This window comes from Thermococcus sp. JdF3 (assembly GCF_012027495.1).
GTDB lineage: Archaea > Methanobacteriota_B > Thermococci > Thermococcales > Thermococcaceae > Thermococcus.
In genome coordinates this window covers 271384-284737 of the sequence record NZ_SNUK01000001.1, presented here as the reverse complement: position 1 = coordinate 284737, position 13354 = coordinate 271384, and the positions used below count along the sequence as shown (strand labels likewise).

Here is a 13354-nt window from a genome sequence, read left to right as displayed (position 1 = left end):
AAACACCTCCGCGATGATGAGTGAATCCAATGCTGACGGGATGATGAACCCCGAACCTGAGCGTCGGATTGAAAACGAAAGGCGAACCAAAATGGAGAGACAACTTGAGGAGCTGTATTCCAGCATCCAGGAATTGAAAAAAGAGAACGAGAAGAGAAAAGCTCCAGATCAGCTCGGATGGGACGACATTGCCCAGGAGATCATCGGTGCCGTAACCTTCGCCCTTCCGTTTCTCTTCACGGCGGAGCTGTGGGAGATAGCCAAGGACATATCCGTTGAGCGCTCGCTGGCTATACTCCTGATGACGCTCGGCGTCGCCTACCTGTTCATCGCCAAATCCCGAATAGGGAACCTGAAGAGGGAGGAGCTGTTTCACATCCCCAAAAGACTCCTAACCGTCACGGGGATAGCGTACTTCATCTCCGCTGGGCTGATATATCTCTACGGGATAAACGGCCTGGCCGACTTCACCCCTGGCCAATACATCAACGCTACCATACTTATAAGCACCTTCGCTGTGATAGGCGCAATAACCGTTGATATGGTGAAGTGAATGAGGCTCGTAACAGGAAAAAGGTGGGAAGCCTTCGCAGACGAAAAATCCATACTCTTCCCAGAGTACAGGAAAAACCGCGATGAACTCATCGACTTCGTTGATTCCCTGACCGGAAAGGAAACCGTCATCACGGCGAGCCTTGAGCTTATTGATTTAATCGCTTGGAAGTTCCGGCGGGGCGAGGAGAACGTCCTCCTATACTCGGACACAGGGAAGAGCCTCACCATGAAGGAGGTCTACGAGCTGAGGAAGTACCTCGACTTCGACGTCCGCGGTGGCTTTTCCGGGGGAAACGCGAGGACCTCGGTGCTCTTCGTCGAGGGGAAGACAGATGCGAAGTTCTTCAAGGCGGTCTTCAAGAAGCTCTTCGAGTTCAGGGAGAGCCGGGAAGCACCGTACTCTCTGCGGTTCATCGAGCGCGTCTTTGAGCGCGACAACTTCGACCTGCTGAAGCGCGAGAGGGACGAGTACTACATCGCGGTGCTGCCAAGCGAGGGCAACTCCGGGGTGATAAGGAATCTCGGCAACTTCCTCCGGGTGATGGACGTTTTTGGCTTCACCGTCGAGAGACTCGGCGTTGCAATCGACATCGATGAGAACAGAGACGCCGCTCTAGCCTCGATAGCGGGGAAGCTATCAGGGTTCAGGCATGAAAAAACGCCCCTTGGCTACCGCGTCGGGAAAACCGAGGTGGTTCCGCTGATAATCGGCCTTCCCTTCGAAGACGAGGCCGTAGAATGGAAGAAACCCACCGTTGAGGATTTGATGCTCCACCTCATAGAGAGGGAGGGCCTGCTGGAGAGGATAAGGCCCGGACTGGAGGCCCTCAACGGGAGCCTCGGCAGGAAGCTCAAGCCAAAGGAGGTCATGTACCTGGCCCTCTCAGCATACGGCCACTGGGGAAACCTCGAAGGGTTCTACGAGCTCTTCGTCATGCGCTCAAGGTTCAGAAACCTCAAAGCAGTCCTGCGCGAGGCAGGGCTCATGGAGGGGCTTAGATACCTCGCCTTTGCCGAGCGCTGAGTTTTTAAGTTCCCTTCCCAGTTTTCACTGGTGATAAAGATGAAACTCGTCTCATTCGACGTCTGGAACACACTCCTCGACATAGAGGTTATGCTCGACGCCATGGCCGTTGAGCTCTCCAGGCTGATGGGAGCGTGCATAATAGACGTCGTCGAGGGCATGATGCTCACGCGCGAGAGGATAAAGCGCATGCGCGCCGGGACTCAGGGGGACCCCGAGAAGGCGCTGGAGGAGAGCCAGGAGATGCTGGCCGAGCTTCTCGGCACAGACGTCGAACTGGTCAGGAGGGCCGCCGCGAGGGCAACACTCAACGTTGGGGACGAGATAGTTCTCCCCGGGGCGAAGGAGGCGCTGGAGGGCGTCAGGAGAAAGGGCCTGAGGGTTACCGTGACGGGCAACGTGATGTTCTGGCCCGGCTCCTACACGAGACTCCTCCTCGAGAGGTTCGGCCTGATGGACTACATTGAGGGAACCTTCTTCGCCGACGAGGTTCTGGCGTATAAGCCGATGCCCGAGATGTTCAGAAAACCGCTCGATGCCTTCGGGGTCGAGCCGGACGAGGCAATCCACATCGGCGACACCTACGCGGAGGATTTCGAGGGTGCGCTGAGAGCCGGCATGTGGGCGGTCTGGATAAACCCGGAGGCAGAGGAAGTTAGAAAGATCCACGAGAGGGGCTTCGAGGTTCCGGGAGTTGAGGGGATCCTGGAGGTGCTGGAGGAGTTGGGAACATAAGCTAACACCCGGCTTGAGTTCCACTTCTTCGCCGGAGGAGGACTGAAAAATGGAGCCTCAAGACCCGCTCCCGGAATACGCGCTCACCGTCTCGACCTACACCCTCAAGTGGACAGATTCAATCGAACGAGAAATCACACAAGTGAGCAAATCCTGTGAAAACCCCACCAAAAAACTCCAATGCCTCCGGGAAGTCCTTGAGGAAGGAATCCCTGTCTATTACCGCCAGTATGAAGTCCCCGGGTGGACCTTCAAATTCGATTATCAAGACTGGAAGGGCAAGTTCATACGAACCACCACCCGCAAAATCAGAAAAAAGAAAATCAGAACCGCTGAAATTTACACCACGACCGTGAACCACCCCCTCGTGAAATACTTGCTACTCCTTGCCCCCGATTGTGAGGACATTGAGAAATTCAAAGACCTCAAGGCGACGTTCGGCCCCGAACTGACGGTGAAAGACTTTGTTGAGGCGTGGATGGCCCGCACTGCATTCTACGAAATTGCAGAGGAAATTGCCGAAAAAGCAAACTTTCTAGGGAAATTCAGCACTCCACTTGGAGAAGCCGCCAAGGACAGGCTGACATTCGACCAAAAGGCTGAAGCCGTCTTGAAGTATGTGAAATCGTTTTTCCGCTCAAGTGCGCCACTTGTAAACGACTTCCCCGCGGACGGTTTCTTGGTTTACTGCCCCATATGCAACTCATTCGTTGAAGGGAGCCCCTACCTTAGACTTAGTGTTTTTCCAGATGATGAGTACGCTTACTGGATTGCCGCACTCGTCACGCACTACCGCCATCACCACATTCAGTATTACGACAAGACCCTCTCCAACCCCCGGTATGGTGAAAAGAACAAGGAGTTCCAGACGCTCGGAGAGGATTATGATGCTTTCAAAGAGGTAGTGAATAACCGCGCGAAGAGACAGATAATCCGGGCCATTTTGCGGGACGATTTCCTGGACGAAACCCACAAGGAGAACCTAATCAGGGCCGTGCTTAGGCTCCAAAACAATGACGACAAGACCATTGAGCTGGTCGAGAAGACCCTTGCGAAACTCAAGAGACCTGGCAAGAAAAAGCGCCGTCAGAACAGGCTGTTTTCTGGCACAAACTCAGGCACAACAGGAGTTTCATAAATAAGGCAATGTCGGAAGCATTTAATGCTGGGAAAAGAAACCAGATAATTCCTCACTTCTTCTTCCCCTTCGGCTTCAGCCACGCGCCAAGCCCGACCTGCCTCGTCTTCTGGTAGCGCAGGTCTTCCTTGCGGTAGCCGAAGGCCCTGAGGATTCTCTCAACTGCCGGCAGAACCTGGTTCTCGATGTAGTAGTCCGCATCGTACTTGTGCTTCGTCGGGTCGAACTCGTCGAAGGGAATCGCCCTGTCGCCTATCCTTCCGGAGCCCTTCAGAACGATGTAGCTTATCACAGTTCCGGGCCGGATTTTAACACCTCTGGCGGCCAAACGCTTCGCTATGGCTACGTGCGGGCCGGTGGCCTTGTAGTCCTTGAGCTCGCGCGTTATCTGCTCGTGGATAACCAGCTTCTCCGGCGGAACCTCGTACTTGCTCAGCTTTTCGGTGACTTCCCTGACAATTCTGACGGCCTCTTCAACGTCACCGTGCCTGAGTATCGCCTCCAAAACCCTCGCCTGCGTCTCCTTCGCTATCTCGCTCCAGTCGCGCCTGACTATCTCAAGCCCGCGCGTGGTTATCTTGCCCTCCTCGTCGATGACCGCGTACTTTTTCTTCGTGACGAAGAAGCCCCTGACGTAGAAGCCCTCGTATTCGAGTTCGAGAAGGCCGGGCAGTTTGGGATTGATATAGTTTAAGAACTCCATTGCCTTTTTCTTGACTGTTTCAGCGTCCGCTCCAGGAATGGTGGCATGGAGACCGTCTGTGTCTGCATAGAGGACTTTAAAACCGAACTTTTCCTCAAGCTCTCTGATGACCATTTCGATGTACTCCCTTCCCCATGCCGTAACGCTCTCGGCGCACTCCCTGCAGTACCATCTTGCCCTGGCATAGCCGTAGTAGCCGTAGTAGCTGTTGTGCGCGTAGAGGAACCCAAAGCCCGCCAGGAAGTTCTCGTCCTCCTCAACGCTCAGGTCGTAGACGTACCCCTCGTAGCTTTCCTTCCTGACTTCCGAGACCCTGTCGAGGACTATATCCCCGTCGAGGAGCCAGCCTATCCTACCGGCCCTTTCCGCGTCGAGCTCCCCGCTTTCCACCAGCTCCCTGAATTTCCCGTGACTCATGTTCTTCTGGAAGGCCCGGCCGAAGGTCTCCTCCAGCACTTCCCTCGGTATGACGTGGGAGTAGTAGGCGTTCTTCCGCTTCCGGTACTCTGTAAAGGGCAGTTCCTCGTTCACGTAGACCCTGTAAACCCCGCTGTCGTGGCGGAGCTTTATCGCTGAGACGCCCAGCGAGTTCAGGAGCAGGACGAGGCCGTTAGCCAGAAGCTCGCTCTTGGTGGAGAGCCGAACCATCTTGCTCGGGTGAACGTCGCCGTCGCCGATGAAGTACCCCTCAAGGAAGGCCCAGCGGACCTCCTCAGGGGACGTGAAGATAAGCCACGGAACCCTCTTGTTCTCGGCCGGTGAACCGCAGAGCCCCTCGAAGATTATGTAGGCCATCTTCTTTGAAATCTCGACGTAGTTCCCCCCGCGCCTCACGCCCCCAAAGAACTCCCTCGCGAGTCTCTCCATGTCGTCGAGAACGCTCCCGTCCTCGTTGTAAAGCCTCACCGAGTAGCTCCAGCCCCCGGTCCGGTTTTTCCACTTCCCGGCGCTCCCCTCGCTCACGTAGTAGCCGAGGAGCTTTGCGAACTTCCAATCAACCTCTATGAACGGCCTTATCCTGAACCCGTTCCTCGTCCCAACGAGCCACTCTTCAAGCTCCTTCTCGGGCATCAGGCGGAGGACGGGGCGGAGCGCGTTGAAATCGGCGATGAACTCCCCCCTGTTGCCGTTGTAGCGGATTACCTCCACGAGCCTCTCGTAGAGCGCGCGGTACCTTTCCAGTCCCTCCCTATCAACCACCCCGTAGCCGATTTTCCTCAGCTTCACGTAGCCGAGCCCAGCAAGGTGCTCCAGGTAGCGCCTGGCCGCCCTCGGCCTCTTCTCCTCCCCGAAAATCCAGCGGAGGGTTCTGAGCATTCCCCTGAAGAAGTTCTTTCTACCCTTTGCCGGAATTGTCATGACGATGTCGGCCGTTTCCTCCTCGGGCAGTTCGAGGAGCAGTTCAACGATGTTGAGCCTCTCCCTCCTCTCCGGGAGGGTTATCCGCTTTGGCACCGCCAGGAGGTCGCCGGGCTTGACCTCCTCCCCCGTCACCTCCACAAGCTCGCCGTCCCGGTACGCGAAGAGGCTGTGGCCCCGCGTCACGCTTATCCTCCTTCCGGAGTTGAGAGCTATTCTGTAAACTTCCCCGGCATAGCGGTGCCTTATCACGGCTTTCACCGGCATTGTGCGGGCTTTCTTGGACTCCCTGTCGAAGGAGAGGGCGTAAAGCCCCTCGACTTCAAGGACCTCGGTGTCGCCGTCTCTTTTCACCCTCTCCCCGCTGGCTTCCATCAGTCCATCAACCAGCTCGCCGATGCGGACGGGCCTGAGTTTCCCCCCTTCAATGACCGCAACCCACTCCCCGGGAAGAAGGCTGTTGGCGAGAATCTTGATGGCGCGTTGCCTGTAATCGAGGAGATTCTTCTCCAGCGGGTCGAGAGTTGCCTTCATCTTCCTCTTTATCTTCTGCCTTTCCTCCAGCAGGTTTCCGAGCAGGCTCGGAATGAAGCCGGGGAAGTCCTTGCAGAACTTGTGACCGACCTCGGGGGCAACGTCGTAGCTCCTACACCCCTCGCGGTTGAGCGTATCTGGCGAGACGTTGTGGGTGATTATGATTGAAGGGTAGAGACTACGAAAGTCTAGATACACGATATTGTCCCACAGTCCCCGCTCCGGCTCCTTGACGTAGCCACCGGCGTAGCCCCCCCTTCTCCTCGCCAGCTCCCTCTCGTCGGGCTTGTTGGGAGCGAGTTCGTTCCTCTCGTAGGCCTTCCTTAGGAGGAACCACTCGACGAGGTTGCCGGTGCTGGAGCGGGAAACGTCCCAGAGGCCTTGGCCGATGAGCCTGGAAAGCTGGGCCTCCATCGGGAAGAACTCCCTGCCAAGCTCGTAGGTAACCCTCGCGTCCTCCATCGAGTAGCGCGCGACCCTCTCAAGCCCCTCGCCGGTCTCCCAGGCGGTGGCTATCTCCTCGGCGTAGACCTTCTCCTTGGGCTTGCCGAAAACCGCCTCGTATACAGCCTCAAGGGTGTAGGTCGGGAGGTTTATGGTGCGCCTTATGACTGGATAAAGGTCGAAGTGTACCCTGCCCTTCACCTCGACCGCAAACCTGTCCCCCATGCGCTGTATCTTCGGCTCGCTCCCGTCCCTCCCGAGGGTAAAGCTCACGCCAAGCTTCTCACAGCGCTTTTTCAGGTAGGCGAAGTCGAAGTTGTCGCCGTTGTATGTTATCAGCACGTCCGGGTCCTTCTCCTTAACGACCCTCAAGAAGCGCTTAATCATCTCCTTCTCGGTGGAGACAACCTCAACGTAAGGAAGGTCGATCTTCTTCCAGGTTATCACGCGCGCCTCGCTTTCATCGGCGTAGCTTATCATCAGAATCGGCCCGGTTCCAAACTCTTCTCCCTCGTGGTAGAGCGTCTCGATGTCGAAGGACATGAGTTTAAGCTCTTCCTCACCTTCCATCGGGATTAGGCCCTTGTCTATGAGGTAGCGCTTGGCGAAGGGTATGTCGTACTCGTAGATGTCGATGACCGCGGGGTGCTTCCTTATTTTGTCGCGGATTGCCGGAACGTCCTGCGGGTGCGTGAAGTAGAGGACCCAGACCTCCACAGACCTGCCGAGGAACTTTTTCTTCACCTTCTCCGCGCGCTTAACCTTAACGACCCTGCCGTGCCTCTCCGCGGTTATCTTTTTGATTTCTTCGATGGCAGAGTCGTCCCTGAGGAGCGCGTAGAAGTAGGGCTCGAACTCGCGGTCGTATTCAATCCTGAACTCGCCGTTCTCCTTCTTGAAGACCCTGATGACGGGCTTTCCATTCTCGGTGATGTAATCAACGTCAAGGATCATGACCAACACCTGCCTGATTATCGAACTGAGAACTAATAAACTTCGCCATCGATGTTATCAGAAAAGAGGAGAAAACAACAATCAAGGGCTCACAACTCTTGGAACAAGGGCACCGCACTTCCGCTGAAGCTCGGCGTTGGCTTTCAAAAGCTCTTCACTGGGGTAGTCGCCGTTCTCTCGCCATTCCGTTGCAAAGTCGTGAATCAGGTTTAATCCCTCACGGACGGCGGAGACGTTGGCAGTTCCGTTGATGAAAGCCGTTCTTGAGACGTTTAGAAAATCCAGGCACGGCCCAGTATCGACCATTACAAGAACCGAATCGTTGAACGTGTCCAGTTCAAGGTAATCCGCGGTCTCGATTAAGTGATTGAGGAGGCTCAGAAAATCACCCTCAAGTTCAACGGTGGAAAGGTTAAACACGGCAGTGGAATTCGAGTTGAGCGCCTCTATTGCGTTCTTGGAGTGGAACTGGATATCAACCATCGTGGAGAAGGTGACGAGATGGATCCAAGATCCTTCACAGTCCCTCTGCCCCTCAATAAAGGCGTCCAAACGCTCTCTCTGGACGTGGAGATGGAGGGCCGAAACCAGGACTATCAGCAACACCGCAAGGGCCACCACACTGCTCAGCTTCATTGACTCCACCACGTTAATCCCACGTTCCAAGGTAATAAGTATTTCGGCGAACAAAGTAGAAACACACCACCACCTTTTTAAACTCCCGCTCAGAGCCCCGTCCATGGAGCTGTTTTACAGGGTGAGCTTTCAGGAAGTTGTGGCCGACGCTTTAAGCCTGGTTGAGGAGCGCGAGCTGTCGTCGAAGCACGCCCTCGAGAGGGTCTTTAAGCGGGTAGCTGGCAGGGACAGGGACAAGGCCCGCGGATTGGCCCACGCCTACGTCTTCGAGATAGAGAAGTGGCGCGCTAAAATAGACTTCATAATCAATTCTGTGCTTAAAGGCTCAAAGGTCGAAGATCTCGACCCTTACCTGGCTAATCTCCTCCGCATAGGAACCTTTGAGATACACTTCAGAAGGGTTCCGCCGGCAATAGCTACAGACTCGATAATCCGCGTCGTCAAGGAGCGCTTTGACTTCAGCAGGGCAAAGTTCGTCAACGCGCTCATGCACTCGATAGAGAGGTTCGACGTTGATAAGGCGCTCAAGAAGCTCAAGGAGCGTGACAGAATCGAGTGGCTCTCCGTCCGCTTCTCCCACCCGCGCTGGTACGTTGAGTACGTGATAGACCTCCTCGGCTACGATGAAGCCGTTCGCCTGCTCCTAAGCAACAACAGGCCGCAACGCTATTACGTCCGGGCCAACACGCTGAAAACGGACGTCGATTCCCTCCGCGATTATCTTGAGGAGAACGGGGTAAGGACGGCAAGAACCCCCGTCCCCGATGTCCTGAAGGTTCTCGACTACAAAACGCCCGTAACGAGGCTCGACTGGTACAGGGAAGGGAAGTTCGTGATTCAGGATCTGGCGAGCGCTTACGTCGCCCACGTTCTGGCCCCGGAGCCTGGTGAGAGGGTCCTCGACCTGGCGGCCGCGCCGGGGAGCAAGACCTTTCACGCTGCTGCTCTGATGGAGAACCGCGGTGAGATAGTGGCGGTGGATTACTCTTACGACAGGCTCATGCGCATGAGGGAAAAGATGAAACTTCTCGGCATTAAAAACGTCAAGCTGGTTCACGCGGACGGCCAGAGCTTCAAGGACAGGGAGAAGTTCGATAAGATAATCCTCGATGCACCGTGCTCAAGCTCCGGAACCTACCGCCAGTTCCCCGAGGTAAAATGGCGCTTCAACGAGGAGAAGATAAAGCGCATCATAAGCGTCCAGCGCAACATGCTCCGCAACGCGTACGAGAACCTCCGCGACGGCGGCGAGATGACGTATTCGACGTGCTCCATAAGGGTTGACGAGGACGAAGAGAACGTGCTCTTCGCGATAAACAGGGCCGGACTGGAGCTCGTTCCCTACGACTTCAGCTGGGGCGACAGGGGCTTCCTTGAGGTAGGGGAGAAGGTCTTTAGAGCGTGGACGCACAGGCACGACTGCAACAGCTTTTTTATAGCGAAGATGAGAAAGGGTTAAAAGTTGGGCCCCCTAAATCATACACATGGAAAGCATGGTTTCGGAGTTTGATGAGGTCTTTGCATTGGCCAACATGCTCCGGACAGGCCACTTTTCGAGAAAGCTGAGGAGAAGAAGGATAAAGGGCTCCTGGAGGGAGCTCCGTGAGTACATTGAGGAATACAGGGACGTTCTTGGACAGTAGCGTTATCGTAAACCTCATCGTTGAGACTGAACTCACCGAATTCGCGGAGAAAGTCCTGGAGGATACCCCCTCTTAACTTCCGAGACCGTCGTCGATGAGAGTGTGTACGTCATAATCCGCAAGCTGTTTTCTCTTAAAGGAGTGAAAAACCGTTTTGAGGTCAAGAAGCGCCTCCACACTCCCGAGGGACAGGAGGTCATCGATGAGGCCATAGAACTCGTCATGGGGCTGATTGAAGAGGCGGACGTTGCAATCCTCACGGACGCGGACGTCTACATAACGATTGCCACCATGAAGAAGTACTCCCTCCTCCCCCACGACGCGAGAATAGTGGCAACGATGCTCCAAAACGGAGTTAAACGTCTTGCTACATTTGACGATGACTTCAGGCCAATTCCCGGGCTGGTTCTCCTTCCGAAGGACTACTGGGATTCAAGGTAAGAAAGTTAAACCAGCGGCTTCCTCCTCACCGAGCCGCCGGGGCGTTCTTCCTCAAATATCTCTGCGGTAAAGCGGTAGACCTTCGTATCCTCATCGAGCCAACAGTCTGGAGGTAATCCGGCCTTCCAGCAGGTCTGGGCTAAGAACTCCTCCTCGTCCCAGCCCCACTCTATCGGCACCTGCGGGAGCAGCAAACCCGAGTAGATGCCCTTCTCGATTATCAGTCCATCGCGGCCGACCTTTATCCTCCCCGGCCTTTCCTCGGGCGGCCCCTCTATGGGTTCTGGCGGTGTCAGAACGCTGACCTCAACTACAAGATCGTTCAGCTCGCTTTCCCTGACCGGCGGGAAGCGCGGGTCGTCCACGGCCGCGTAGATTGCCGCCTTTATAGTGGCCTCCACCAGCGGGTAAATCGGCAGGGGAAAGCCTATACAGCCCCTCAGGGCCATCTGAGGCGGGGCATGGCGTTTGTTCAGCGTCACAAAGACTCCCATCTTCTCCCAGAGTTCAGGTGGTGTGTCCTCAGGTGGCCTTATCGTCCTGCCGTTCCTGACGTACTCCTCAACGGCTTTTCTCGCGAGCCTGACGAGGAACTCCCCCCACTCATCCCTGATCATGTACACGGTCTCACCCCTAAAGGAGTTGCACTTGGGGTTATTTAGCTTTCCCGCAACCCTTAAAAGATTGCCGAAAAAAGTTAAGTCGGGTGTCGAAGATGGTCATCGTCGAGTTCGTTATCGTCCCCCTCGGAGAGAAGAGCCTGAGCAGGTACGTAGCGGAAGTGGTAAAGCTTTTAGAGAGGAAGGGGGTTAAGTATCAACTGACGCCGATGGCCACGATCATAGAGGTTCCAACGGTAAGGGAAGCATTCGAGATAATCGAGGAGGCCCACGAGCTGACCTTCAAGCTCGGGGCGGAAAGGGTTTCAACCACCGTCAGGATTGACGACCGGCGCGACAGGGAGAGGCACATGGAGGACAAGGTTAAATCCGTGATGGAGAAGGTGAGGGGTGGTTGATATTAAAGCACTGATTCTCGCTATAGACCGCGACGACGATTTCGGGCAGAAGGCCGGTGTTGAGGGGCCGGTCATCGGGCGAGACGCCTGCATAGATGCGGCTCTCAAGCTGAGCCTTGCGGACCCCGAGGACAGCGACGCCAACGTGGTCTACGCAGCGGTCAAGCTCTACGACGGGCTGCGCGAAAGCGACGAGTTCGAAGACGTTCAGGTGGCCCTCATAACCGGCCACCCCAAGGTGGGCGTCAAGAGCGACCTGGAGCTGGCCAGACAGCTGGAGCTTGTTCTCGAGAGGTTCCCTGCCGACGGAGTCATAACGGTAACCGACGGGGCAGAGGACGAGCAGATATTCCCGATAATAACCTCAAAGGTTCCCATAATAAGCTCCCACCGCGTCGTGGTCAAACAGAGCGAGGGCATAGAGACGACATACTACATCATCTACCGCTACCTTAAGGAGATACTGAGCGACCCCGAGGTGGCGAAGGTAGTCCTCGGCATTCCCGGAATGATACTCCTGCTGTACGGGATAGCACGCCTCATCGGCGTCTGGTATCCGGAGAGCGTTAAGATAATCTCCGCCACGATAACCGGCACGATACTGCTCTTCATCGGCGGCTACTTCTTCACCAAGGGCTTCAGATTCAACGTCCGTGAGACCATAGCCAAGCAGTTCGTCTTCGTCATCTCGGTCATAGCCGGAGCGCTGATCATCATTGGAGGTGCGATAAACGCATATTTCCGGCTCGAGGAGTACTCCCTGGAGCTGATAGGCAGTTATCCAGGAACGCCGCTCCTCGCGATGCTGATCTACATCAACGCACTCAACCCCTCCCTGATAATAGGGGTAGCTGTCATGATAACCGGTAAGGTGATACAGTCCTACCTGAGGAAGGACCACCACATCTGGTACTACACATCAACGCTGCTCATGATGCCGGCCCTGTGGGTGACGATAGACCTCACCACCCGCTACGCGATGGCCATACTGACGCTCTCCGACATAGAGGTCTTCACGAAGCTCCTGTTTGCACTGGCGGACGTCGCGGTGGCGGTTCTTGTTGGAATCTACATGAGGGGAAAAGTTAGGGGATGGGAGAGAGTTGAGGCTGGAGCAAGCGCTTGATGAGTACGATAAGAGGAGAACGAAGGCCGCAAAAGAGGCCGAGAAAATAAGAAAAAAGTACAACAAACGCCTGGAGAAAAAGCTTCGGGAGGTCCTGAAGAGGATAGACTCCCTTGAACGGAAGGATATCCCGAAGAACGTTGACGACAACATTAGGAAAATCGTTACCGCGGAGCGGAAGAGCTACGTCACTTCCCTCAGGAACGCCCTGGAGAGCATCGGCGACATGGACGACCTGGGAAAGCGCCTCCCGGACCTCGCGAAGCTCCACGTCGGGCACGGGAGGTACCTAATAATCCTCTTCGAGAAGGACGTTTACGCAATAAATCGCCTGTTGAAGGAGCTGAACGAGGACTACGTGAAGTACTACAACGAGCTGGTGGAGAAGGGGCTGGAGGACCTCAGAATACGGGAGATTCTATCGGAGGAGAAAACCCTCCGGAGAAGCATTGAAGAACTCACGGACGAGATCCGCGCGCTCCAGGAGAAGGCTAAGAAGAAGCGGGCGGAGATTGAGGAATCGCGCCGCCTGCACGGCCTGGAAGAGCTGGAGACGGAGATAAAGAGCCTCTCGGCCAGGATACGGAGCGAAGAAACGGAAGTACGCTCGAAGGCCTCGAAGCTCCAAAAGCCCGTTAAGAGGCTGCGCCTGCACGAGGCCATCGCCCAGGAATTCGTCAGGGACAGCTCCGTCGCACTCAGAAAGCCAGAGGAGTTCATATCCCTCGTGAAGAGGATACACCCCGGCCTGGAGGGGAAGTACCGAAAGACCGCGGAGTGGCTCATCGATAACCTCGAGGAGAGGGCGCGGAGGATAGAGGAGGAACGGGGAAGGCTGATGGAGCTGGAAGGGAGGCGCGACGAAGTTCTAACAGGTGCCAGGGGCATGGAAAAGGAGCTGTGGGAGCTCCAAAGACTCATTGAGGAAAGAGAGGCGGAGCTCAAAAAGCTCAGGAGCAAGCTGGAGCACCTCGAGAGGGAGCTGGACGGGGCAATTTCCAGGCTCGAAGCAGCCCTGGGCGAATCGATAGAGCGATAGGTTTA

Annotated in this window: 13 protein-coding genes; 10 read left to right on the top strand and 3 right to left on the bottom strand. The window is 55.7% G+C overall.

Going from position 1 to position 13354, the window contains the following annotated elements; genetic code table 11:
* Nucleotides 1–91: 91 nt before the first annotated feature.
* The 4 genes from E3E42_RS01395 to E3E42_RS01380 are packed head-to-tail and all read left to right on the top strand — an operon-like array spanning nucleotide 92 to nucleotide 3452.
* Nucleotides 92–553 carry a DUF2391 family protein gene (locus tag E3E42_RS01395; protein WP_240913591.1) on the top strand — a complete coding sequence of 154 codons (462 nt, stop codon included), beginning with the start codon at nucleotides 92–94 and terminating at the stop codon, nucleotides 551–553.
* Entirely contained in the window at nucleotides 554–1579 is a 1026-nt protein-coding gene (locus E3E42_RS01390; RefSeq protein ID WP_167902334.1) for a DUF3226 domain-containing protein, read from the top strand.
* Nucleotides 1580–1618: 39 nt separating this feature from the next.
* Entirely contained in the window at nucleotides 1619–2314 is a 696-nt protein-coding gene (locus E3E42_RS01385) for an HAD family hydrolase (RefSeq protein WP_167902517.1), read from the top strand.
* Between the two features lie 49 nt (nucleotides 2315–2363).
* Nucleotides 2364–3452 (top strand): hypothetical protein, encoded by a 1089-nt coding sequence (locus tag E3E42_RS01380; RefSeq protein WP_167902333.1) that lies wholly within the window; start codon nucleotides 2364–2366, stop codon nucleotides 3450–3452.
* Nucleotides 3453–3504: 52 nt separating this feature from the next.
* On the opposite strand, the gene E3E42_RS01375 is transcribed toward E3E42_RS01380, so the two are convergent.
* A complete protein-coding gene (locus E3E42_RS01375; RefSeq protein WP_167902516.1) occupies nucleotides 3505–7446 on the bottom strand; it encodes a DNA polymerase domain-containing protein in 3942 nt (1313 codons plus the stop codon).
* Between the two features lie 81 nt (nucleotides 7447–7527).
* Nucleotides 7528–8082, bottom strand: coding sequence for a hypothetical protein (locus E3E42_RS01370; protein ID WP_167902515.1), 555 nt, complete (start codon nucleotides 8080–8082; stop codon nucleotides 7528–7530).
* 103 nt (nucleotides 8083–8185) lie between these two features.
* On the opposite strand from E3E42_RS01370, the gene E3E42_RS01365 reads away from it, so the two are divergent.
* From E3E42_RS01365 to E3E42_RS01355, 3 genes are read left to right on the top strand one after another with little or no spacing between them, the layout of a single operon-like run.
* Nucleotides 8186–9541: an RsmB/NOP family class I SAM-dependent RNA methyltransferase gene (locus tag E3E42_RS01365; RefSeq protein WP_167902332.1), complete on the top strand. Its 1356-nt coding sequence runs from the start codon at nucleotides 8186–8188 to the stop codon at nucleotides 9539–9541.
* Between the two features lie 25 nt (nucleotides 9542–9566).
* Nucleotides 9567–9725 (top strand): hypothetical protein, encoded by a 159-nt coding sequence (locus tag E3E42_RS01360; RefSeq protein ID WP_167902331.1) that lies wholly within the window; start codon nucleotides 9567–9569, stop codon nucleotides 9723–9725.
* A 39-nt stretch (nucleotides 9726–9764) separates the two neighbouring features.
* Nucleotides 9765–10166 carry a PIN domain-containing protein gene (locus tag E3E42_RS01355; RefSeq protein WP_370519572.1) on the top strand — a complete coding sequence of 134 codons (402 nt, stop codon included), beginning with the start codon at nucleotides 9765–9767 and terminating at the stop codon, nucleotides 10164–10166.
* 5 nt (nucleotides 10167–10171) lie between these two features.
* Here the strand turns inward: E3E42_RS01355 and E3E42_RS01350 are convergent, their stop codons facing one another.
* On the bottom strand, nucleotides 10172–10789 hold the full coding sequence (locus E3E42_RS01350; protein WP_167902329.1) for a TIGR00296 family protein: 618 nt from the start codon (nucleotides 10787–10789) through the stop codon (nucleotides 10172–10174).
* Between the two features lie 92 nt (nucleotides 10790–10881).
* On the opposite strand from E3E42_RS01350, the gene E3E42_RS01345 reads away from it, so the two are divergent.
* Genes E3E42_RS01345 through E3E42_RS01335 form a run of 3 tightly spaced genes read left to right on the top strand, consistent with a single transcriptional unit; the run spans nucleotide 10882 to nucleotide 13349 of the window.
* The gene (locus E3E42_RS01345; protein WP_167902514.1) at nucleotides 10882–11184 is read left to right on the top strand and encodes an MTH1187 family thiamine-binding protein; all 303 of its coding nucleotides are present in this window, start codon (nucleotides 10882–10884) and stop codon (nucleotides 11182–11184) included.
* On the top strand, nucleotides 11177–12310 hold the full coding sequence (locus E3E42_RS01340) for a DUF373 family protein (RefSeq protein ID WP_167902328.1): 1134 nt from the start codon (nucleotides 11177–11179) through the stop codon (nucleotides 12308–12310). The genes E3E42_RS01345 and E3E42_RS01340 overlap by 8 nt, the downstream gene beginning before the upstream one ends.
* The gene (locus E3E42_RS01335) at nucleotides 12288–13349 is read left to right on the top strand and encodes a hypothetical protein (protein ID WP_167902327.1); all 1062 of its coding nucleotides are present in this window, start codon (nucleotides 12288–12290) and stop codon (nucleotides 13347–13349) included. The genes E3E42_RS01340 and E3E42_RS01335 overlap by 23 nt, the downstream gene beginning before the upstream one ends.
* The last annotated feature ends 5 nt before the right edge of the window (nucleotides 13350–13354 follow it).